19 protein-coding genes and 1 pseudogene are annotated in these 21,786 nt (G+C 64.5%); 13 read left to right on the top strand and 7 right to left on the bottom strand.

From position 1 onward, the window contains the following. Positions 1 to 401 precede the first annotated feature (401 nt). Together EWV39_RS08045 and EWV39_RS08040 are read right to left on the bottom strand one after the other, a co-directional pair. Positions 402 to 878: a hypothetical protein gene (locus EWV39_RS08045; protein ID WP_129658455.1), complete on the bottom strand. Its 477-nt coding sequence runs from the start codon at positions 876 to 878 to the stop codon at positions 402 to 404. Between the two features lie 63 nt (positions 879 to 941). After that, positions 942 to 1,739 carry a hypothetical protein gene (locus tag EWV39_RS08040; RefSeq protein WP_129658453.1) on the bottom strand — a complete coding sequence of 266 codons (798 nt, stop codon included), beginning with the start codon at positions 1,737 to 1,739 and terminating at the stop codon, positions 942 to 944. 100 nt (positions 1,740 to 1,839) lie between these two features. On the opposite strand from EWV39_RS08040, the gene EWV39_RS08035 reads away from it, so the two are divergent. Beyond that, on the top strand, positions 1,840 to 3,153 hold the full coding sequence (locus EWV39_RS08035) for a hypothetical protein (RefSeq protein ID WP_129658451.1): 1,314 nt from the start codon (positions 1,840 to 1,842) through the stop codon (positions 3,151 to 3,153). A 283-nt stretch (positions 3,154 to 3,436) separates the two neighbouring features. Here the strand turns inward: EWV39_RS08035 and EWV39_RS14350 are convergent, their stop codons facing one another. Both EWV39_RS14350 and EWV39_RS14400 read right to left on the bottom strand, forming a co-directional pair. Further along, a complete protein-coding gene (locus tag EWV39_RS14350; RefSeq protein WP_475197636.1) occupies positions 3,437 to 3,610 on the bottom strand; it encodes a recombinase family protein in 174 nt (57 codons plus the stop codon). A gap of 251 nt (positions 3,611 to 3,861) precedes the next feature. Beyond that, positions 3,862 to 4,122, bottom strand: a pseudogene (locus EWV39_RS14400) (recombinase family protein); the annotation flags it as partial. Positions 4,123 to 4,756: 634 nt separating this feature from the next. On the opposite strand from EWV39_RS14400, the gene EWV39_RS08025 reads away from it, so the two are divergent. The 4 genes from EWV39_RS08025 (at position 4,757) to EWV39_RS08010 (ending at position 11,450) form a co-directional block, all read left to right on the top strand. Next, positions 4,757 to 5,746: a HamA C-terminal domain-containing protein gene (locus tag EWV39_RS08025; RefSeq protein WP_129658449.1), complete on the top strand. Its 990-nt coding sequence runs from the start codon at positions 4,757 to 4,759 to the stop codon at positions 5,744 to 5,746. Continuing rightward, on the top strand, positions 5,743 to 8,400 hold the full coding sequence (locus EWV39_RS08020) for a DEAD/DEAH box helicase (protein ID WP_129658447.1): 2,658 nt from the start codon (positions 5,743 to 5,745) through the stop codon (positions 8,398 to 8,400). Before EWV39_RS08025 ends, EWV39_RS08020 begins: the two co-directional genes overlap by 4 nt. 1,407 nt (positions 8,401 to 9,807) lie before the next feature. Then, positions 9,808 to 10,395, top strand: coding sequence for a dihydrofolate reductase family protein (locus EWV39_RS08015; RefSeq protein ID WP_238148180.1), 588 nt, complete (start codon positions 9,808 to 9,810; stop codon positions 10,393 to 10,395). Continuing rightward, complete coding sequence (locus EWV39_RS08010) at positions 10,392 to 11,450, top strand: helix-turn-helix transcriptional regulator (protein ID WP_238148179.1); 1,059 nt, start codon at positions 10,392 to 10,394, stop codon at positions 11,448 to 11,450. Before EWV39_RS08015 ends, EWV39_RS08010 begins: the two co-directional genes overlap by 4 nt. A gap of 199 nt (positions 11,451 to 11,649) precedes the next feature. Here EWV39_RS08010 and EWV39_RS08005 read toward each other — a convergent pair whose 3' ends face one another. Beyond that, on the bottom strand, positions 11,650 to 13,329 hold the full coding sequence (locus EWV39_RS08005) for an MDR family MFS transporter (protein ID WP_129658445.1): 1,680 nt from the start codon (positions 13,327 to 13,329) through the stop codon (positions 11,650 to 11,652). 185 nt (positions 13,330 to 13,514) lie between these two features. Here EWV39_RS08005 and EWV39_RS13970 point away from each other — a divergent pair, with 185 nt between their 5' ends. The 4 genes from EWV39_RS13970 to EWV39_RS07995 all read left to right on the top strand — a co-directional run bounded on the left by EWV39_RS13970 (position 13,515) and on the right by EWV39_RS07995 (position 17,609). Then, on the top strand, positions 13,515 to 14,156 hold the full coding sequence (locus EWV39_RS13970) for a TetR/AcrR family transcriptional regulator (RefSeq protein WP_202864909.1): 642 nt from the start codon (positions 13,515 to 13,517) through the stop codon (positions 14,154 to 14,156). 446 nt (positions 14,157 to 14,602) lie between these two features. Then, positions 14,603 to 14,773: a hypothetical protein gene (locus tag EWV39_RS13820; RefSeq protein WP_165313228.1), complete on the top strand. Its 171-nt coding sequence runs from the start codon at positions 14,603 to 14,605 to the stop codon at positions 14,771 to 14,773. Positions 14,774 to 15,093: 320 nt separating this feature from the next. Continuing rightward, on the top strand, positions 15,094 to 15,681 hold the full coding sequence (locus EWV39_RS14120) for a hypothetical protein (protein WP_238148178.1): 588 nt from the start codon (positions 15,094 to 15,096) through the stop codon (positions 15,679 to 15,681). Then, positions 15,663 to 17,609: an excinuclease ABC subunit UvrA gene (locus EWV39_RS07995; RefSeq protein ID WP_238148267.1), complete on the top strand. Its 1,947-nt coding sequence runs from the start codon at positions 15,663 to 15,665 to the stop codon at positions 17,607 to 17,609. Before EWV39_RS14120 ends, EWV39_RS07995 begins: the two co-directional genes overlap by 19 nt. Before the next feature lie 17 nt (positions 17,610 to 17,626). Here the strand turns inward: EWV39_RS07995 and EWV39_RS07990 are convergent, their stop codons facing one another. Beyond that, on the bottom strand, positions 17,627 to 18,517 hold the full coding sequence (locus EWV39_RS07990) for a helix-turn-helix transcriptional regulator (protein ID WP_129658443.1): 891 nt from the start codon (positions 18,515 to 18,517) through the stop codon (positions 17,627 to 17,629). An 87-nt stretch (positions 18,518 to 18,604) separates the two neighbouring features. Between EWV39_RS07990 and EWV39_RS07985 the strand changes: the two genes are divergently transcribed. After that, entirely contained in the window at positions 18,605 to 19,372 is a 768-nt protein-coding gene (locus EWV39_RS07985) for an SDR family oxidoreductase (protein WP_129658441.1), read from the top strand. Here EWV39_RS07985 and EWV39_RS13815 read toward each other — a convergent pair. Next, positions 19,329 to 19,505 (bottom strand): hypothetical protein, encoded by a 177-nt coding sequence (locus tag EWV39_RS13815; protein ID WP_165313224.1) that lies wholly within the window; start codon positions 19,503 to 19,505, stop codon positions 19,329 to 19,331. The two genes, EWV39_RS07985 and EWV39_RS13815, sit on opposite strands and share 44 nt — an antisense overlap. Positions 19,506 to 19,562: 57 nt before the next feature. On the opposite strand from EWV39_RS13815, the gene EWV39_RS07980 reads away from it, so the two are divergent. The 3 genes from EWV39_RS07980 to EWV39_RS07970 all read left to right on the top strand — a co-directional run bounded on the left by EWV39_RS07980 (position 19,563) and on the right by EWV39_RS07970 (position 21,683). Continuing rightward, positions 19,563 to 20,195 (top strand): Type 1 glutamine amidotransferase-like domain-containing protein, encoded by a 633-nt coding sequence (locus EWV39_RS07980; protein WP_129658439.1) that lies wholly within the window; start codon positions 19,563 to 19,565, stop codon positions 20,193 to 20,195. After that, a complete protein-coding gene (locus tag EWV39_RS07975; RefSeq protein ID WP_129658437.1) occupies positions 20,192 to 20,989 on the top strand; it encodes a helix-turn-helix transcriptional regulator in 798 nt (265 codons plus the stop codon). Before EWV39_RS07980 ends, EWV39_RS07975 begins: the two co-directional genes overlap by 4 nt. Before the next feature lie 76 nt (positions 20,990 to 21,065). Then, a complete protein-coding gene (locus tag EWV39_RS07970; protein WP_129658436.1) occupies positions 21,066 to 21,683 on the top strand; it encodes a LysE family translocator in 618 nt (205 codons plus the stop codon). The last annotated feature ends 103 nt before the right edge of the window (positions 21,684 to 21,786 follow it).

Genomic DNA, 21,786 nt, shown 5'->3' with positions numbered 1-21,786 from the left:
GTATTACATGCAATTTCTAGGTGGACTTTGTCGACACAAACTCGTGTGTTCCGCAGGTGGCTCTTCTGGCCTGGATTCACCATTCTTGGCGCGCTGACTGCAGTATTTTACATCGCTGCCATCCTGATATGGGCTGACTGGGCAAACGGAGTCGATTGCCGACCACTTCCAAGACCCCAGTGGGGATCGGGGTGCCGCGAGTTTCACACACTTCATTGGTGGCTTGGCGGGATAGCTATCGCCTTCACCCTTAGTCTAGTTTCCCTGGGAGCCTTGTATTCGCGAGTTCGCGTGAAGCGCTCTGATAGTAAACCTCTAAGCCTTTAGCACACTAGGCCTGCCCTCCCTACCCTGGCCTTGCGCGATTTTCCCTTCCCACAACTCGCCGTCTGGACCGGTGATCAGTACCAGCCTCGGGAGCGCTGGTCCCGGGCTGGAAGGTACTGCTCCAGATCAGCGGCAGTCGGCTCTTTGGCCTTCGGCAGAAGCAGCTTCGGGTTCGCCGCCGGGTCGAGCCGTTCGATATTGCACTTGGCCCAGTCCAGGTACTCGAGAATCTCCTCCTTGTCCTCGCCCTCGTAGGACTCCAAGGTCTCCATAGCTTTCGCGATGAATCCGCGGTGCTCCTCGAACTCGCGAGATTTCGCGGAGGCTTCCGTGAAGTGCTGCCACCGCTGCTCCAACTCATGGCGATGCGTCGCCTCCTCGATGGCCTCCGCACGCAACCGCTCATACTCGGCCTTCTCGAACGCCTTCTTCCGCGCCGCAGCCTCCAACCCGAGTCGGTAGATCTCCAGCGTCCGGAAGACCTCCGGGAGCTTCTCCTCCAGCCGTTGTCGCTTCCCCTCGCGGTAATGATCCCCATTCATCTTCGTCAAGCGGCCATCGACGATGAGCTCGAGCTTGCCAGTGGGGATGAACTTCCAAGCCCGACTACGAATCTAGGCGGGATCCCGAGACGACTGGTTGCTGTAGTCCTGCCGGTCAGCATTAGGTCCTAGGACCTCACGGATGCCGGCCGTGTACTGGTTGCCGTCCACCTCCAAGACGAGGTATGGGGCTCGCCCTTCGTGTTGGGCCCGGTGCTCCGCGAGAGCGGCAGTTGCGGGTCGAGTGACCTTGATGCCGCGACGGCCGGCTTCGTCTACCAACGCTTGGAGGATCAGCGTCGCTCGCTGTACGAGCTCCGGGCTGACGCGTTGGTTGTCTCGGTTCTGCTTGTACTCCTTCACCAACGGGTGGTACCTCCCCACCCGTTCGGGCACCGGCACAGGGTGAGCTTCCACCAGCTCGTCGAAGTAGTCCTCGACGATGACCGCGGTGGGGTCGTAGTAGCCGCCGTCCACGGTCAGTTTCTTGCCGCGGGGTCGACGGGGCGACTTCAGATGTCGCTCCGCAAGGCGGCGGACGTCGAAGGTATCGGCATCCTTGCCGAGGGCGAGGCGGCCGCCGGCCGCGATGACCCGGTCGTAGAGCTCGTCGGCCTCGGACTTCTCGACTACTGCAGGTTGTGATGGGGGAGCGGCGAGGAGTTCCCTGCCCTTCTCTCGGATGGTGGCAGACCAGGTCGGGCCCCTGCCGGAGATGGTGACGAGCCCCCGGCCCGCCAGACCGCGGGCGACGGCGCGGTGGGCGTAGCCAGGGCCGTAGACCCCGTTGAGGCATCCGTCCTGGATCCATTGGAGGACTTCGGTCTGCTGGGCGGTCAGAGGCTTCGGCATGTCTTCGATGGGGTTCACGTAGACTAATATGGTTCGGCATCGCTTACTCTCCATGAGAGTACTCGCTGAGATCATTGACCAGGGGGCGACACCGCGGGATCGTAATGGAGCGTCGCCAATGCAACTTGCCGGCATACTCGGTTCTATGATTCTATTTGTAGTGATTGCTATTGCTCTGTTTGTGAGCGCGGGGATATCGATCAGAGCGGTTATACGAACGCCGCAGGACCCGCAAGGTCGTGAGCCACGATCCTTGCGTGTTGCACGGGGACTCATTCGATCCGCAACCTTATCCTTATTTGGATTCGCGATAGTATGTCTGGGCATTCCAAAAATCCCCTTGGGTGCATATTCGATAGCTATCCTTGCTGCCATGACTTTAACAATAATATTGCTTCTTATAAATTTCTTGCGAAGGCAAGCTTATAATATAGAAAAGCCTCAGCGAACGACCAGAGGGTTACTGAGAGAGCTTAGGAAATTATTCTTAAGACGCTTAGGGGTGATGTTCAAAAATGCATTTCGAACTATCGCTCCAAATTCGAAATCATGGCAAGAATTGCGATTCCCTTTGAACCCCCTAGATAGGTTATTATCGTTCAAGTTCCTTGCAACAGGGTATGTAATATTGGTTGCAGTTGTAAGCATCTATTTAATGATCTGGTTCGCAATTTCTTTAGGGTCTACACCGGGCGCGCAGGGGGCGGTTGTAAAAGCTGTAGTGGGTTATAATTCCCTGTTTGTGGTCGCAATACTGACGATTACATCCTTATGCGTCGTGGCGATCGTGCTTGTGTTGAAATATATTGATGTCGTTCATTTTTCTATCGAGGTTTCAGTGGCTCTCAAGTCGCTCGCGGTATATGTGGGGTATGGAACTCTCGCTGGAGTTATTGCGGCTGCCTTATCTCCGGGGACAGACGCAGTATTAGATCAACCAAGTAATGATTTATCAGGACCACTCGTGCCTGGAATTCTCATTGAACTACCGGCGTATGGGGCAATCCTAGGGTATGTCTTCGGATTAATCCTTGTGATATCTAAGCTCGGCCAAGAATCAACGAATCTGATTTATCGCCATTTTTTCACCCCCCTTCTTTTCGTGGCTTCGTTAGTCTTTGTTTATCGCATGGGGTTGACGCCCGAATTTTTGTTCGATCAAGTTGTTATGGAGGATTTCGACCGAGCACGAATTCCGATCGATGCATGTAGTATGTCGACTAATGATGAGCGGGTGCACGATAATATTTCTGACCCAACCTGGGCCTTGGCTCTCGGCGAGCAATGTGAAGGTAAGCCGGTAATCCCTGGGGAGAATCTGGTGAATTATGCTTCATGGTGTGTTATGATCCTAGCAGCGATACGATTCATCAAGAGTCTGTGGATGGGCACCAGGAAGAATTCTTCCGGTGCATCCAGTTCCACGACGTAGAGTTTACAAATTAATATAATTAAACTGTAAGAATAACGCGCTTATTGAAATGGTTAGACTTTTGGTGAGCTTATACCAATTAAAAACTGCCCAAAATTGCGCGCTTACTCTTTTTAGATTTATAATTAAGAGTGCATGCGCCCATTCTTCAGACGATCCTTATGGCCAAAGAGTCGCCGGTGGCAGTTGAAGCAATAGAATGGATCGCGATCTTGGGGTGATGCCTGTGTATGCAAATTCGTCCACCATTGTGATGGGCATTGAGGAGTCGCTGCATTGTCTCCTAGGTTGTTTCTGAAATGATTGGTTCGTGTGACCTGGTGTGCTGTGTACAGTTCATCGTGACGATGCCCTTGTAGCCTGGATTGGTCAGCATGCAGTGAAGGCTCGTGACCCTAGAGGGCTGCAGATGGTCGCGACGGGGTGGGCAAGTCCGTAAGTCCTGTCTCTCGAGCACTGCCACGAGCTGAACGACGCTTTAGTTGCTCGTCGCGTACGTTTTGAACGCCCACGCGACATGCGGGCCCCTGTCGAGTCAGGGACGACGGTGCGGAACTCCTGACCCATCATTAGTCTGGCGTCGGACGTTGGAACAGCCGATCGGTGCACAACCCGGGGCCCGTGCCGGAACATCTTCTGCCGCATTCCTTTCAGGCCTTCTTGCGCGAGGTTATGTGACCCGTGGAGAAGGGCATCGTTCGCTGAGGTATCTATGCCCTCGATGTTAGAGACGAGCTGCACGCCAGACTCGTGGATCGCCTGGGTTATACCGATGTCATCGGCTCGAGACCGGGTGGGATGATCGAGCTTATGCACGATGACGTAGTCGATCTGGTGCTCTCTTAAATATGTGAGCATCCGCTGAAGTTCCGGGCGGTTACTGCTTCGCCCCGACTGACCGCAGTCAACGAAATCGGTTGCGATGAGCGCCCCCAACCTGTGTGCACGTCGCTGGTTCGCGTCGCGCAGAGCCGGTATGGAGAACCAGACCCGTTCACCTACACGGCCAATTTGATGAGCGGCAGAGACATGAATTTAGGAGAGTGCGGAGCATGAATGAAGAATTCAAGATTATGGTAGAAGAATGAAGGAGGAATCGTATATACTTCTATAATACTGAGGTGTCAAGCGCCTGGGGCTTGGCAACGCCTACTTGTGAGAGTGCCAGATGCGCCTAGCGGCGTGGCGCCGTAGTAGTCTCGAAGGCTGCCGATAGCGTGGAACACGCAACGCGGGCACAATTAAAACGCGTCTCAGCGCGGAGGAGAACAACCACAATATGACATTGCGCAGTCCCAGATGGTCGTACAACCCTAGCGCCACCGCGTGTAGCCAAGACGCACGCCGTTATGGGGTCGCCCGATGACTTCGGAGGTGTCGGCTGAGACCACAGGTGGGCAGGCGGAACGGATCGTTCAGCTGCGTGACCTCGTCCTGACTGCTTCCTTCGACGGTGAGCTTGAACGAGACGTGCTCATTGGAGGTAGCGAGTAGTGGCACGCAATGATCACGGCGCAGCTGCCGGGACCAGGGTAATCGAGCTGATGATGGAGCAGGCGGAGCTGTTTGCCAGAGGTGTGCCAGAAGGTGGAGGGCAACGAGGATGACCAAACCCCCAGAATCCATGCTCCCGTTGTCGCTGCTTGCCAGGAACCGCGACAAGTTTATGGCGCTATTCTACGAGCCGACGAGCGCTGCTCTGCAGACGAAGACCAACCTTCATCTGCACATCCTTCGTGTGCAGAACGGGAACTTTGATTTGCCGGGGCTTTACCGCGAACTTAAGGGAAACAGTGCCGCATATGTGCTGTCACGCCTCAATTACCAGAAGATGATCGACGATCCGAGCTTGGTAATGGAGATCGCCAGTAAGGTTCAGTCGCAGTTCCGCAAGCCCGAGAAGACTTCTGGTGAAGGTGGTGAGATCATCCTCTATTCTTTACTCGAAGGGCATCTAGGCGCGCCGAAGGTGCTGTCGAAGATGGAACTCAAGACAAGCAGCGACCACTACGTTCATGGGTCTGACGGCGTTCATCTCCTTCGGGTTGACGACAACACGTTCCAGCTCATTTTTGGTGAATCGAAGATGTACGGCGACGCCGGAACGGTTGGAGCAAGCGCGAAACGTGGCATCAAGGCAGCCTTTGAGTCGATTGGTAAGGTGCATCGGGAAGGCTTCGACTTCGACACATGGCTCGTAGACTCAGAGCTTCTCAAGGAACAGCTAGACGCCGAGATGCTGGAAGCACTATCGGCGATCATCCTTCCTTCCGACGGCAGCTCGAGCATCAAGACACACCACGCTTTCGGGATCTTCGTGGGCTACGAGGTCGACGTCTCCGATCTCAGACCAGAGGACATGGGACTCGACGAAATTGAGGTCGAACTTAAGAAACGGGCAACCGATGCTATCGAAACCGAACACGACTTGATTCGAGCTGAAATTTCGAACCGAAGTCTCGGCAGTTATCCGTTCCACATCTATGCGATTCCGTTCGCGAAGCGCGGCACCGGAGATGATAGGCTCGGAATCGAGGAGGTGCGGTTTGACCTTGCTGCTCAGCTCGGAAATCGTGAGGTAACGAAGAAATGACGGAGCGAATCGCTGCCGATGTTCTTGGCGAAATGATCGTGGCCCGAGCCTCCTACAAAGAGGATTTCGCTGCCCTAGAGGCTCATGTTGCCAGTGCCTTCCTGACGGGCGCATCGACTTTCGAACTCGACAACAACCTGGTTGACCGACTCCTTCGATACGCCGACGTTATGTCGCATGCGGTGAGCGAACAGTACCGTGAGGCGTCGTACATGTTGATCGCCCTTCTCCGTGAGTACCAGGAGGTTGTGGGGCTGTCCGAACGCTCCGCAAATCGTGTTGCAGCCGTCGCATCTGCAGTGCTGGTCGAACTCGGTAACTTCCCCGGGTTACGCACCCTGATAAACGACTCAAATGTGGAGTACTCGCTTCCGGTATCACGGGGCATTTTGCGCGCGGCCAAAGAAGTCGTGCAGGCAACGAAACACGGTAAGCAGACGCTCACCGACACGCAGTACCAGATCACCAAGCGAATGCGCGGCGAGGATTACTTCAGCTTCTCTGGACCCACCTCGCTCGGTAAGTCGTTCATCCTCAAAGACGCCATCTACGACATCGTCCAGCGCTCAGACCTCGACCAACATTGCGTCGTCGTGCTCGTACCCACCAAGGCGCTCATCGGGCAGACCGCCGCGGATCTGCGGGCGCTCCTCCAGGACGTTCCTGAAGTGAATGTTGCCACCTTCCCGTCACTCCCGCGGTTCCTCCGTCGTACCTATCCGCGGACGGTCTTCGTCTTCACGCCGGAGCGGCTGCTCCGGTACCTGGCTAGCCCGAAGCGCGACATCGATTACCTCATCATCGATGAAGCCCAGAAGGTGATCTCAAAAAAGGATACGCGGTCGTCGATCTATTACCATGCGATCGTCGAGGTCACCCGGCGCTTCGCCACCAAACTGATCTTTGCTTCCCCAAGCATCAAAAACCCTGAGCTCTTCCTGGAACTCTTCGGCAAAGCCACCAACGGCACGCTGTCCGTTCAGGAGCGCACAGTCGCCCAACAGCGCTACTTTGTAGACCTCATCGACCGTAAGCAGTACTACCTGTCTGCGTCTGAGGCGAAACAGCAAGATCTTGATTCGAGGCCAACAGCTCAGACGGCAATCGAGCTGGTCAGGTCACTCAGCGGCGCTCGCAAATCCATCGTCTACATCAACAGTTCGGCGCGGTCTGCCGACTTTGCGATAGACCTTGCAGCCACGCTGCCAGAGGTGCATGATGAGAAGCTCGACAAATTGATCAAGTTCGTCAAGGAACATATCCACAAGGATTACTACCTGGTCAAGACGCTCAGGCACGGCGTCGCCTTCCACCACGGAAAGATGCCACAGGAGGTTCGCGAGAAGGTCGAAGCGTTGTTCTCCGCCCCTGAATCGAAGCTGCAGTACGTTGCGTGCACCTCTACCTTGCTCGAAGGGGTCAACCTCCCGGCGAAGAACATCTTCGTTCTCAATGACACCCACGGGTCCTCGAGGTTCGGCAAGATCGACTTTGAGAACCTCGCCGGACGAGCTGGCCGCCTCACCTATGACTTTTCAGGCAACGTAATCTGCGTTCGTCACGAGCACCATACCTGGAAGACTGGCACCCGAAAACTCATCCCGCGGGGTACACCGATTGCTGCGGAGAGCTTCCTCGTCAACCCCGGACGGCAGACCAAGCCGTTTACCGATATAGCTAAGGTGCTCCAGGGTAAGCCGCTCGCCGGTAAGACGACGAACGACGCACGACGCATCACCGAGCAGTACTCATCGATCCTGTTACTCCACCTACTCGGGAAACAGCAGACGCCGCTCAGAACGCTGTTCATGGAAAAGGTGCCTGATGGTTCGAAGATCCTCGATAAGTCAGCCTCAGAGTTTCATGGCCCTGTCGACGTTCTGCGTCGATCGCCGAGTATCCTTCCGAAGTACCAGAACAGGGTTTGGGATCTTCTGACCCTCGGCGTCGAGGGCGCATTGGTTCCTGCCAATACGGAAGAGTTCACCTACGAACTCTTCGAGAACGTCCTCAGGCGCCTCGGTGATGCCTATAACTGGAAGGAGGAGGAGTCGGGAGGACGTGATCCACTTGTGCAATCGGAGGATCCAGGCTACTCAGGCCGATTGCGCTATTGGGCAACGCTCATGTCTTACTGGGTCAAGGGAGATCCGCTCGTCCTCGTGATCCGACATACGATCGCGTACTACGCGAAGCGCGGCACTATCACCTACCGCGACTTCAGTAAATCGCCCCACCCGATCGATGAGGTCTTCAACCCGAAAAATCCGAAGCACATTAACATCATCATCGAGAACATGATGAAAGACCTCGAAACTGGCCTTCGTTTCAAGATCATCAGTTACCTCGAGAACTATCACGATCTCAGCGTCGAAGCTCTCGGCGTGCAAGCGGCTGGGGTTAACATTGCGAAGTTGGTCGAGTACGGCTCGACCAATCCTAAGGTGATCAATCTCCAGGAAGTCGGTTTCTCTCGCGCCGTCGCGCTCGAGCTATTTGATAAACACTCGGAGCTGCTCACCTTCACTGCCGATGACGAGCTCAACGCTGTGGAGGTCGACGCGCTGCTTGCCATCTCGGATCTGGAGGCCGATGTGCGAGACGAGGTCGAGAATATTCTCCGTAAGTCGGACCCACCGGTGGCCGGGCCATGACGACGCCAAGCATGACGCTCCGCCCCGGCGAACGAGCATCGATCTATCTTCCATGGCGCGGATCTTCGGGAGCCAATTACGACTGGCTCAAGGAGGTGTGCGGCGCGCGCACCCGCCCGACCTTTAACCGCCAAGCTAAGCGTTTTCTAGTCGCCAGACTTCACGCCCAGCACGTCCTTGATGCACTCGTCGAGGAATTTAAGCAGGTGCTCGTCATTCAGTATGGAAACACGGCAACGACCTGCGTCGAGCCGTGCTGGAATGCTCGGCCCGATACGGTCACGGACTGTGAGTGTGGGTGTGCAGGCGTGAACCACGGTTCGGGTGGTCCTATCGGTAGAGAGGTCAAGGATGGCCTCTCGGTCAGCCATGAATTAACGAAAGCCACGTACCTGGTCAGTGCTTCGGGCTGGAAGTTGCAGCCGAAAGGCGTTGGATAACAGGAACCGTGGTAGTCGCTGCGGACTGAGATGCCTGCCTCGTAGCTGGCGATTATGGATTCGTTACGCGCTTTCATGCCACCGGGTTAGGGATGTGGAGGGGCCAGTGGCACGGGAGGTTGAGGGAGAGAGGACTACAAGATTATGCCGATGGGCTGATTTCTCTTGATCTTTGTCTCAGGCTCATCGGAAAATCACCCATCACATACCACTGCCAACCGATTACACTCGTACCAAACGAACCGCCTGCTTCCCTATAAACACAAGGGAATCCGAGAGCTCCCGAGATGAACGGCGGAGACCGGGATATGACCGGATCCTCCAACGGATTGTAGGTCCAAAACTTGTCAACACGAGATGAGTGTGGAGGTAGGTCAACGAGGCCGGCCATGGGTATCACGTGTCGGTACCCCACGTTCATGTAGGTAGGTCATGACGGTTCTGGCACTGAAGCCGAGGCGTGCTCCGACTGCTGTTAGTGACAACCCGTTGGTGTACAGTTGCACCATCTCATCGACTTGATCAGTGGTTGGGCTGCTTCGTCGAAGAGAGACGTCGGATCGCTTGAGGATCTCGCTGATGGTAGCCCGGTGGCAGTTGTACTTGGTGGCGAGCTCGTAGGTCGTCAGACCAGCCAAGTACTCGGTAACGACCTGCTGGCACCTGTCATCCGACAGGCGGATGGCAACCTGTCGTCGAGGTCGATCGGCATACTCCTGCTGAATCTCAGGGCATCTCGTGTCAGGAGGTGGCCATGGACCCTGCGGATCTTGTTTGCACGGGAGGAGAACAGGCCCACTCGAGAGTGGAAACCCCGTTCTGTCTTCGGGCAGGACGGGTTTTCTGTATCTCCAGGACCTTTTGGCCCGGGCCCGAGCCTTGGCGCTGCAAGGCCCTCGGCGAGTACAGAGGAGTCCGCATCGGGAAGCCCCGAAGGTCAGCAAGAACGGTCGGGTCGGACGTCCGCGTGCGCGTGCAGACTGGGATCATGCACGTCATCTACTACACCGCCAGCAGCCTCGACGGCTACCTCGCCGACCCCCAGCAGAGCCTGGCCTGGCTCTTCGCCCAGGAGCACACTGAACCGGCCGATCCCGAGCTGAGGATGGACACCCTGCTCAGCCGCACCCAGGCGCTCCTGATGGGCAGCACCACCTACGAATGGATCCGCGAGGAGATCGTCGCGGAGGGATGGCCGTACCGGCAGCCGACCTGGGTGCTGAGCCACCGCGAGCTCGAGTCCATCGAAGGCGCCGAGCTGCGCTTCGACTCCGGCGACGTGACCGGCGTGCTCGAGCGGATCAGGGCCGCCGTGCCGGACCCGGACGGCGTCCTGTGGGTGGTCGGCGGGGGCGAGTTGGCCGGGCAGCTGGCCGACGTCGGGTTGCTCGACGAGCTGATCGTCAGCTACGCGCCGGTCACGCTGGGAGCCGGCGCCCCGCTGCTGCCGCGCCGTCTGCAGCTGCGTCTGCGGTCCAGCGAGGTCTGCGCCGATTTCATCTGCGCCCGCTACGTGGTCGAGGGCCTCCGGACTGCGGCAGACTGGGCACCGTGAGCGAACCTTCCGAACCGAGTCCCGCCGGCCGACCGGACCGGCTGCGCGAGCTGCTGGACGCCGTCCTGGCAGACTCTGTGGGCGGGCTGACCGACATGGCGGATCAGGCGCACGCCTCGCGCTACCACTTCGCCCGCCAGGTCAGCCGGGGAGCGGGGGAGTCGCCGGTGGCTCTGCGTCGCCAGGTCGACCTGGAGCGGGCCGCGTGGCGGCTGCGCTCCGGCCGCAGCGTTACCGAGACCGCCTGGGAGGCCGGCTACGACTCGGTGGAGGGCTTCACCCGCGCGTACCGGCGCGCGTACGGGTACCCGCCCTCGGAGACCCCGGGCAGGAGGCCGGGCGGGACCTCCGATGACGGGTGCCCGACCGGGCGGCCGGGCGGCGTCGCCCACTGGCTGCCGGCACCGAACGGCATCCACTTCCACGCGCCGGACTCGCTGTGGATCGTCGCCGAGCCCGCCGAGTCCACTGGAGGCGGCGGCGGCGAACAGGTAACGGCCCTGCTCGCCCACCACGACGTCGCCGACCTCCGGTTCCTGCTGCGCAGCGCCCGCGGGCTCGATGCGCGGGAGTGGAGCCGGGTCCGCGTGCCGGGACTGGTGCTGCTGCACTGGAACGGGCCGGAGGAGTCGCTCGCCGCGCTGCTGGGCTCCACCGTCGCCCAGCTCGAGGTGTGGCTGGCCGCCATCGAGGGCAGGGAGTACCCGTCCTCGGCGTCGCAGCGCGAGGGCCGCTCCTCTTCGGCGCAGGAGCATGAGTCCCGCGGCTGGCGGTGCCCCTCTGCTGATGAGCTCCTGCAGCGGATGGATCTGATCGGCCCCCGCTGGCTGGCGATGGTCGCCGACGTGGAGCAGCGGCGGGCCTGGGGCGATCGACTGGTGGACGCCCTGTGCGACCCGCCGGAGAGCTTCGTGCTGGGCAGCGTCCTCGCGCACGTGCTGACCTACGGCGCCCAGCGCCGCGGCATCGCCCGGGCGCTGCTGCGCCAGGACGGCGTGCTGCCCGCCGAGGAGGACGGCGATCCGATCATGTGGCTGCGCGGCGGGGCGGAGTGATCGGGCGGGCACGTGGGTCATACGCGCTTCGCCGGGGCGGCGTCCTGCAGCTCGATGACGGCGTCGAGCGCGAAGCCGCCGAACTGCGCGTCCTGAACTGCAGCCTCGCGGCACCTGCGATGACCGAGATCTCGCAGGCGCCGCGATGCTGCGGGGCATGCCCCGCGATGGGAGGGGCTTGCGCCGAGGGGAGGCTGGCTCAGCTCCCGGCGTCTCCTGAGCGCCGCCCGGCGTGCGACTCGGCGGGCCGGGCCGCAGCATCGGCGTCGTCGTCGGCATCGGCCGGGTGCGCAGAGCGGGCCTCTGCCTCGAGGCGCGCGGCCTCCTCGCCCCCGACGGCCTCGCCGCGGGCCACCATCCCGGCCTGCTCGGATAGCGGGATCTCCTTGAGGAGGAGCGCGATGATCAGGGCGACGACGAGGAACGGCACCACGTACCAGAAGACCGGCACGAGGGCGTCGGCGTAGGCGTCGACGATCTCCGTGCGCACCGACTCCGGCATCGAGCCGAGGGTCTCCGGCTCGATGGACGACGCCGCCGCCCCGGCCTCGTCCGGGCTCTGGCCGGTCCCTGCGAACACCTCCACGAGCCGCTCGGTGAGGCGGGTGGTGAAGAACGCCCCGAAGACGGCGGTGCCCAGCGAGGCCCCGACCTCGCGGAAGTAGTTGTTGGTGCTCGTCGCCGTACCGACCTGCTCGAACGGCACGGCGTTCTGCGCCACGAGGACCACGATCTGCATGATCAGGCCCAGGCCGACGCCAAAGACGGCGAGGTACACGCAGATCAGCCAGATCGGCGTCTGGGCCGACATCGTGGTCATCAGTAGGAGGGCGAGGATCGCGATGACCAACCCCAGGACGGGGTAGATCTTGTACCTCCCGGTCCTGGAGACCGCGAGGCCGGAGACGATGGAGGTGACCATCATCGCGCCCATCAGGGGCAGCATGAGCAGCCCGGAGGCCGCCGCCGAGGTCCCGGAGGCCATCTGCAGGAAGGTGGGCATGAAGCCGACGACGCCGAACATCCCCACGCCCAGCGCCAGGCCGATCGCCGTGACCTGCAGGAAGACGTAGTTCCTGAACAGGGACAGGGGGATCACCGGATCCTCGGCCCGGGACTCCACGAGGACGAACAGCGCGGCGGCGACCACGAGGCCAGCGCCCCACGCCCAGGTGGCCGGAGAGGTCCAGCCGTACTCGGCGTCCGCGCCGAAGTCGGTGAAGAAGATCAGGCACGCGGTGGCCAGGGAGATGAAGGCGACGCCCAGGACGTCGATCCTGCGTTCCGGCCTCTTGCTGGGCAGGGTCAGGGCGAAGTACGCGCTGAGGAAGGCCGCGATGCCGATCGGGATGTTGATGTAGAACGCCCAGCGCCAGGTCAGGGAGTCCACGAAGAGGCCGCCCAGCAGGGGCCCGGCGACGGCGGAGATGCCGAAGACGGCTCCCATGGGGCCCATGTACTTCCCGCGTTCCCGGGCGGGGACGATGTCGGCGATGATCGCCTGGGAGAGGATCATCAGGCCGCCGCCGCCCAGGCCCTGCAGGCCGCGGAAGACCACGAGCGCCCAGAAGCTGCCGGCGAACGCGCAGCCGATGGAGGCGAGGGTGAAGACGCCGATGGCGATGAGGAAGAGCGGCCGGCGGCCCAGCACGTCGCCGTACTTGCCGTAGATGGGCATGACGATGGTGCTGGCGAGCAGGTACGCCGTCGTGACCCAGACCTGGTGGTTCACGCCGCCCAGCTCGCCGACGATGGTGGGCATCGCCGTGGAGACGATGGTCTGATCCAGGCTGGCCATGAACATCCCGGCCAGGAGCGCGCCGAAGATGATCCAGATCCGTCGTTGGGTGAGAAGCAGTGGGCCGTCCGTACGTGCCATGGAGCCTCCGTGGTGGTTGGTCTCGTGTACTGAAGTGGGGGATCCTGAGAGGAGCGCGCTGCGTCCGGGCAGGGCGCGAGCGCTCAAGTGCAGGAACTGCAAGTCTAAGTTACAGTAACTGCACATCATAGTGATAGCCGTGGCCGGCTCGCACGGCGGGCCGCCACGAACGAAGGAGACCGAGGATGGCAGGATCACGGGCAGAGGCGACCGCCAAGGCGATCGAGGATGCCGCTCTTCGCCTCGCGCTGGACAGGGGGTACGAGGGGGTCACCGTCGACCTCGTCTGCGAGGCGGCGGGAGTGAGCCAGCGGACGTTCTTCAACCATTTCCCCACCAAGGACGACGCCCTCCTGGGCCGCTCCCGGCCGTTCATCGACGAGCACGCGGCGCGCCGCTTCATCGTCGGCAGCGGGCCCCTGCTGCACGAGGCCCTCTCGATCATCGCCACTCCGCCGACCGAGTCCCTGGACGCCCTCGCCGATCGGATGCGGGTGATCGCGTCCTCGCCGACGCTGCTGTCCAAGCACCTGGCGCAGATCGGCCAGCTCGACGACGAGCTCCGGGAGATCGTCATGCTGCGGCTGCGCAATCAGCATCCCGGGCGGGACGAAGGGGACCGCCGCGCGGAGGCGGAGATGGTCTCCGGCGTGCTGGGAGGCGTGCTGCGGTGGGTGGGGCAGTCCCTCGGCCAGGACGGCGACGGCGGGGTGGAATCGACTCATGAGAGCACGATGGCGCGAGCGCGCCTGGTCCTCGACCAGGTGATCGCGGATTCCCGGTCCGGACCGGTGGGCCCGGCGTCGGGAGCTGCGCCGAGACGGTGACCGGCGGGGCCGCACCCGTTTCTGATCTCTGTCCCGGCCCGAGCTCAGGTCACGGCCGAGTGTGAGCTGAACGTGCGGGGGCATGCACCGCCGATTGAGGGCGGTCGTCGCCTCCGGCGGCCGTAGAGAGCCTGAGAGGAGTCCTGCTGCGCGCTATCCGCGCACACGCGTCCTCGGGCAAGAGGGATGCACTTCTATATTTTTCATTTCATGCCGGTAGGCGAAGGAGGGAGCGGCGGTATCGTCGAAGATTTTTATGCGTGAGGAAAAGAGGGTGATCGTGTCAGAGGGATCGGCATGTCCCCGGGATTTTCGGGTGCGCTCACTCCCGCACCACAGCTGCAATAAGTCGCGAATATATTTATTTCCCAGGTCGCGGGCGCTGAGGGTGGTGATGAAGCAAAAACCGCGGTGGAAGCCACGGAATTCTTGCCAAAGCGTGGGTGATGGCTGACAAGAACGATCCCGGAGAGTCCGGCAACCGCGACGATGCTGAGAAGCAGGCCCATCAGGACGCCGAGGCCAGCAGCGGCGCCGGAGAGTCCGCGGGCACAAAAGGATGGGCGACGCCCCCGGGCCTCATCGGAGTCCCGGAGGCGGCTAAGGGTTTTTTCTGACCCCTGGCAGTTATCGATGGGGGCCACACCTGCCAGAGACACGTCGGCCCCTAACCGACAATTTCACGCTAAGGGCTTCTGCGGGTTTATTCAAGAGATTCCGCTTCTCTGTATTCATGTGCTGGACCGTCCCCACCCCTGCGGAGACGAATATGAGGAGCCGGATGGGGACGCCGCTCCGAATCGGGCGTCGTCGCCCCTCGGAAGGGCTGAGGGGCAGTGGAGCGCGGACGTGCCGGGGCGTCACGTGGAGGAGCTCCGCTGGACTGCCGGGCGAGGGCCGGGTACAGCTGGAGGCCGGACTCGAGAGGGAGGGCATCTTGCGGAGCGGACGTGAGGGCGGCTCGGCCGCGCAGGCCATCGAGGTGCGCGGCGCGCGCGTGCACAATCTGCGGGACGTCGACGTCGACGTGCCGCTGGACACGCTCGTGGCCATCGCCGGCGTCTCGGGCTCCGGCAAGTCCTCGCTGGCCATGGGCGTGCTCTACGCCGAGGGCTCGCGCCGCTACATCGAGGCGCTCTCGACCTACACGCGGCGCCGCATGGGCCAGGCCGCGCGCGCCGACGTCGAGCGGGTCCGCCACGTGCCCGCAGCGCTCGCGCTCCGGCAGCGCCCCGGGGTGCCCGGCGTGCGCTCCACCTTCGGCACCTCCACCGAGCTGCTCAACGTCGTCCGGCTGATGTTCTCCCGGCTCGCCTCGCACGTGTGCCCCAATGGCCACCGGCAGGAGCCGACGCTGGCCGTCGCCGCCGAGGAGCCGATCGTCTGCCCGATCTGTGGCGCGGCTTCGAGGCCCCGGGCGCGGAGGCGCTCGCCTTCAACTCCGCCGGCGCCTGCCCCGCCTGCGAGGGGACCGGCACGGTCCGCGAGGTCGACGACGCCGCCCTCATCCGCGACGAGGCCCTGAGCATCGACGACGGCGCGGTCCTCCCGTGGCAGACCTTCGGCTTCAACGTCCAGCCGCAGATCGCCCGCGAGTTCGGCGTGCGCACCGACGTGCCCTGGCGGGACCTCCGCGACTGGGAGCGGGAGATCGTGCTGAACGGCCCGGAGGAGAAGAAGCACATCGCGGTCACCTCGAAGAAGGGCGTGCACGAGCTCGACTTCACCTTCCGCAACGCCCGCCTCACCGTCACCGAGGAGCTCAAGCGCGCCGAGGACGAGAAGCGGCTGGCGCGGGTGAGCCGCTTCCTCATCGAGCGCGTGTGCCCGGCCTGCCGCGGCACCAGGCTCTCGCCTGCCGCGGCGGCCCCGCGGATCGGCGAGCTCGGCCTCGCGGAGGCGACCGCGAAGACCCTCGAGGACCTCGTGGACTGGGCCGCCGAGGTGCCGGACGCCCTGCCGGAGGAGATGCGCCCCCTGGCCGCCGGCCTCGTCGACACGCTCCTCGGGATGGCCCGCCGGCTGCTCGACCTGGGGCTGGGCTACCTCGCGCTGGACCGGGCCGGCTCGACGCTCTCCACGGGGGAGCGGCAGCGCGTGCAGCTCGCCCGCGCCGTGCGCAACGAGACCACCGGCGTCCTCTACGTCCTCGACGAGCCCTCGATCGGGCTGCATCCCTCCAACATCCGGGGGCTCCAGGGCGTCATCGCCGATCTCCTCGCCGAGGGCAACTCCGTGGTCATGGTCGACCACGACCCGCTCGTGCTCAGGGAGGCCGAGCACCTCATCGAGATCGGTCCCGGCTCCGGCAGCGAGGGCGGCAGGGTCGTGGCCACCGGCACCGTCGCCGAGCTGGACCGCGACCCGGACTCCCGCATCGGCCGGCACCTCACCGGCCGCGAGCGGGTGCTGGCACGCACCTCCGCCCCCGAGGGCGAGACCTTCGAGCGCGGGGCGATCCGCCTGCGCACCGCCCCGGTCCACACCGTGCACGCGCTCGACGTCGAGATCCCCCGCGGCAGGCTCACCGTGGTCACCGGGGTCTCGGGCTCCGGCAAGAGCACGCTGGTGCTGGAGAGCCTCGTGCCCGCGCTCCGGGCCGGGGAGGGCCGGCCCCTCCCGGAGCACGTCCTCTCGGCCGAGGCCGGCGACGTCGAGAAGGTCAAGGTCGTCGACGCGACCCCGATCGGCGTCAACGTCCGGTCCACCGTCGCCACCTACAGCGGCGTGCTCGACGACCTGCGCCGCGCCTACGCCCGCCTGGACTCCGCGCGGGAGGCCGGGCTGAGAGCCGGCGACTTCTCCTACAACACCGGGTCCCTGCGCTGTCCGCGCTGCGAGGGCACCGGCGAGATCACGCTCGACGTGCAGTTCCTCCCCGACGTCGAGATCCCGTGCACCGAGTGCGGCGGCCGCCGCTATGCCCCCGCCGCGCAGGAGCACCGCCGGCCCTCCGCGAGCGGCGAGGACGCCCTCTCCCTGCCGGATCTGCTGGCGCTCACAGCGGCCGAGGCCCTCCCGCACGTGGCCGACATGCGCAAGGTCGGCTCGCACCTGGAGGCGCTGCGGGACGTGGGACTGGGCTACCTCACGCTCGGCGAGGCCACCCCGGCGCTGTCCGGCGGCGAGGCGCAGCGCCTCAAGCTCGCCACCGAGCTCGGCCGGGCGCAGACGCGCACGCTGTTCGTCTTCGACGAGCCGACCGTGGGCCTGCATCCCGACGACGTCCGCGTGCTCATCGAGGTCTTCCAGCGGCTGCTCGACCAGAGCGGCACCGTGCTGGTGATCGAGCACGACCTCGACATGATCGCCAACGCCGACCACGTCGTCGACATGGGGCCAGGCGGCGGCGCGGATGGCGGCAGGATCGTCGCGACGGGGACCCCGGAGGAGGTCGCGCGGGAGGCGGGGAGCGTGACCGGGCGGTACCTGAGGGAGCATCTGGGGCGGTGAGCGGGAGCGGCCGGGGATCAGCCGCCGCCGGTCCGCGGCGTCCCCGCCCCGAGCTCCCGAGCGCCCAGATCCTGCGTGCCGAGCACAGCGAGCATTTCCAGGGCATCGGCGCTGTCCGTCCCGAGCGCCGGGGTGAACCACAGCAGGCGCTGGCGGCCGTCCTCGCTGAAGAGGTTGAGGCAGTTGACCTCCACGACGCCGAGCTGCGGGTGGATGATCCGCTTGCGCTCGTCCCGGCGGAGGGCGACGTCGTGCTCGGCCCACAGCTGCGCGAACTCGCGCGAGGACTCCCGCAGCTCGGCGATCATCGAGGCGGCCTCGGCGTCGCGGGCGTCGCGGGTCGCTGCCGCCGCCCGGAGGTCCGCCACGAGGGTCCGCGACTGCTTCGGGTGGTCCGCCTCGGGGTAGACCTCCCGCGCGGCGTCGTCGGTGAACCAGCGCTGGATGAAGCTCGCCCGCCTGCCCCGGAGGCCGGACTGGTCGCCCAGCAGCGCGACGGCGAGCGGGTTCTGCACGAGCGTGACGTGCAGGTCCGTGATGACCTGCGCGGGCGTGGCCGGCAGCCGGCTGAGCAGGTCGAGCATGCCGGGGTGCACGTGCGCGGCGGAGCCGGCCTCGACGGGCACCGGCCGGCCCGCGAGGTGGAAGAGGTAGTCGCGTTCGTCCCGGGTCAGGCGCAGGGCGCGGGCGAGGGCGGCGAGCATCTGCTCCGAGGGCTGCGAGCCCGCCCCGCGCTCGAGCTCGTTGTAGTAGTCCGCCGAGGCGCCCGCCAGCTGGGCGACCTCCTCGCGGCGCAGGCCGGGGACCCTCCGCCTGGAGCCGGGGGCGAGGCCGACGTCCTCCGGCCGGATGCGATCGCGCCGCGACCGGAGGAAGGCTCCCAGCTCGGCGTGCTTCTGACGACTCATGCTCCCCATTCTCGCCCGGAGCGCGGCGCGGAGACAGGGGATCGCATCCCCTGGCTGCCCTCGGCCGGAAGGCGCAGGGTGGTGGGCATGACAGAGAACAGCACCCACAGCAGCATCCCCGCGGCCCGACGGGTCGCCATCGTCACCGGCGGCTCGCGGGGCATCGGCCGCGCGGTCTCCCAGCGCCTCGCCGCGGACGGGCACGCCGTCGTCATCGTCTACGCGGGCGACGCCGAGGCCGCGCGGGAGACGGTCGGGTCGATCGCCGACGCCGGCGGGGCCGCCTTTGCGATGCAGGCCGACGTCGCCGAGGAGGGGGAGGTGGCCGCGGTCTTCGAGCGGGCCGAGCGGGAGTTCGGCGGGGTGGACGTCGTCGTGAACTCGGCGGGGCGGATGGCGCTGTCCACGATCGCCGAGCTGGACCTGGGCGTCCTCGAGGGGTTGCACCGGACCAACGTCCGCGGGGCCTTCGTCGTCGCGCAGCAGGCGGCCCGCCGGCTGCGGGCGGGCGGCTCCTTCATCGGGTTCTCCACCACCGTCGTCGCCACGCAGTTCCCGGAGTACGGCGCCTACGTCGCCAGTAAGGCGGCGGTCGAGGCCATCACGCTGATCCTCGCCCGCGAGCTGCGCGGACGCGACGTCACCGTCAACGCCGTCGCCCCGGGGCCGACGGCGACGGCGCTCTTCCTGGACGGCAAGAGCCAGGAGCAGATCGACGGCCTCGCGAAGGTGCCGCCGCTGGAGCGGCTCGGCACGCCCGAGGATATCGCCCGGGTGGTCTCCTTCCTGGCCGGGCCCGACGGGCGGTGGGTCAACGGGCAGGTGCTGCGGGCCAACGGCGGCATGGCACGGTGATCTCGGGGTCGCGGACGCCCGAGCCCGGCACCGACTCGGCGAGCAGCCGCGCGGCTGCGGTCTTCCCCGCCCCGGATGCGCCGTTGAACCAGGCCAGGCGGATTCTGCTGACGAGTCCCTGGAGATGCGTCATGCCTTGATCCTGCGAAACCGCCGGCTGGATCCGGCGGTTGACCGGTAAAATGGCGGGATGAACCTTCTGCTGCTCTCCCTCGGCATCGGGGCCGTGCCCGGCTTCATCTCCTCCCGCCTGGGCCGGCCCGCCGGCGAGGTCCGCATCGGATATGTGGACGACGCCGCGGCTCCCCACGCGGGCGAATGGTTCGTCGCCGCCGAGCGCGAGCGGCTCGCGGGGCTCGGATATGCGCTCGAGGACATCACCGCCGGCGACTACGAGGACGCCGCGGAGTTCGCCGCGGTGCTCGACGGCGTCGACGCGCTGTACGTCGCCGGCGGCAACACCTTCGCGCTCCTGGCGGCGCTGCGCCGTCGCGGGTGCGACGCCGTGGTGGCCGAGCGGGTGCGGGCGGGCCTGCCCTACATCGGGTCGAGCGCGGGGTCGGTCATCACCGGCCTGAGCGTGGAGCCGGTCTCGCTCATGGACGACCCGGACGAGGCCCCTGACCTGGCGGACCGGACCGGGCTCGCCCTGGTCGACGCCGTCCTCGTCCCGCACGCGGACGGGGCGCTGCCGCCGTACCCGCCGGAGCTGATCGCGCGCATCGCCCAGACCTACGGCGCCGCGTACCCGCTCACCTTCCTGAACGACGACCAGGCGCTCCTCGTGGAGGACGGCTCGTCGCAGGTGGTCATCTCGCGGTGAGGCGGACGGCGGAGTTCCGGCGCAGCACCGCGCTGCCCCACGTAGAGGCCCGGCGTTCGTGCCAGGAGAACCTCTGCTACCGTCCGCATGCCCACGACTCGTTCTCGATCGGCGCGATCGATGCGGGGACGTCGGTGCTGAGAGGTCCTCTCGACGGGGCCACCCGGCTGGAGGCCGGGGACCTCGTCGTCATCCCGGCCGGTCAGGTGCACGCCTGCAATCCGGAGGAGGGCCGATGGCTGTACCAGATGATCCACATGGACCAGGACTGGGCGGTCTCGCTCGTGCCGGGCGGGGAAGCGAGCCGCCTGCTGGACGGGATCAGCGTGCTGCGACGTCCAGGCCTCCTCTCCCCGATGGAGACGCTGAGCGATGCGATCTTCTCCGATGAGGGCCGGGGGACGATCGAGGCGCGGCTCGCCGTCCTGTTCGCGGAGCTCGACGCTGCTTCGCCGGCATATCTGGCGAGGAGCGACGTCGATCCCGACCTGCTCGCCCGCCTAGCCCCGGTCATGCGCCGGCTCCGCTCGGATGCGTCGAATCCGGCGCTCAGCGAGCTGGCCGAGTCGATCGGCATGACGAAGTACCAGCTCATCCGCGCGATGCGACGCGCGACCGGGCTCTCCCCGCTGGCCTGGAGGCAGAACGCCCGCATCCAGCGGGCGCGGCATCTGCTCCGCGGCGGCCGGACGATCGCCGAGACCGCCTACGCCCTGGGGTTCACCGATCAGAGCCACTTCCACCGAGTCTTCCGCGCCCACGTGGCCGCCTCGCCGGGCGCCTATCGGGGCTGATGCAAGAACGTACAAGACCGGGCGCTGAGCGTTCCTCGATGCTTGACGGGTTGACCATCGAGCATCGAGGAGAGAGATGGAGCAGTTCGCCGCCGTCGTCGTCGCGCACTTCCTTGCTCTGCTGATACCCGGCGTCGACTTCTTCCTCATCGCCCGCACGGCGATGGCCAGCGGATGGCGCAACGCGACCGGTGCATGCCTGGGTATCACCGCCGCGAACGGGATCTTCATCGCGGCCGCGTTCTCCGGGCTCTCGCTCATCTCGCAGCCCACGCTGCTCGGCGCGATCCAATGCGCCGGCGGCGGGTTCCTGATCCTCATCGGCGTCGCGTTCCTCAGAGCGCGGGCGGGGATCGATCCGGGGCAGGACCTCGGCATCCAGCGCGTGACGTGGCTGAGGAACGTCGGCCTCGGCCTGGCGTCCGGCCTGCTGAACCCGAAGAACGCGCTGTTCTACGTCAGCCTCGCGGCTGCGGTCTCCGCCGCGGCACCGCCGACGATGGTGCTGTACGGGGCGTGGATGTTCGCCGTCGTCCTCGTGTGGGACGTCTTCGTCGCCGTCGTCCTCGACTCCCGGCGCGCGCTCGCCCGGATGGGGCGTATCCTGCCCTGGCTCACGAGGGTCGCGGGCGGCTTCCTCGTCCTGTTCGGCGTCGGCATGATCAGCGCCTTCGCGGCCGGGGCCCTGGGGTAGACGCGACGCCGGGAGAGACCGGCCCTTTTCCGCGGCCTCTGCGGCACCGCGTCGGGAGCGGTGGGCTGGGCGGGCACACTATCGACAAGGGGCAGAGCTGGCG

Origin of the sequence: Rothia halotolerans (genome assembly GCF_004136635.1) — a bacterium.
GTDB lineage: Bacteria > Actinomycetota > Actinomycetes > Actinomycetales > Micrococcaceae > Rothia > Rothia halotolerans.
The sequence above is the reverse complement of the archived record's forward strand: the minus strand, read 5'-3'. Positions and strand labels throughout refer to the sequence as shown.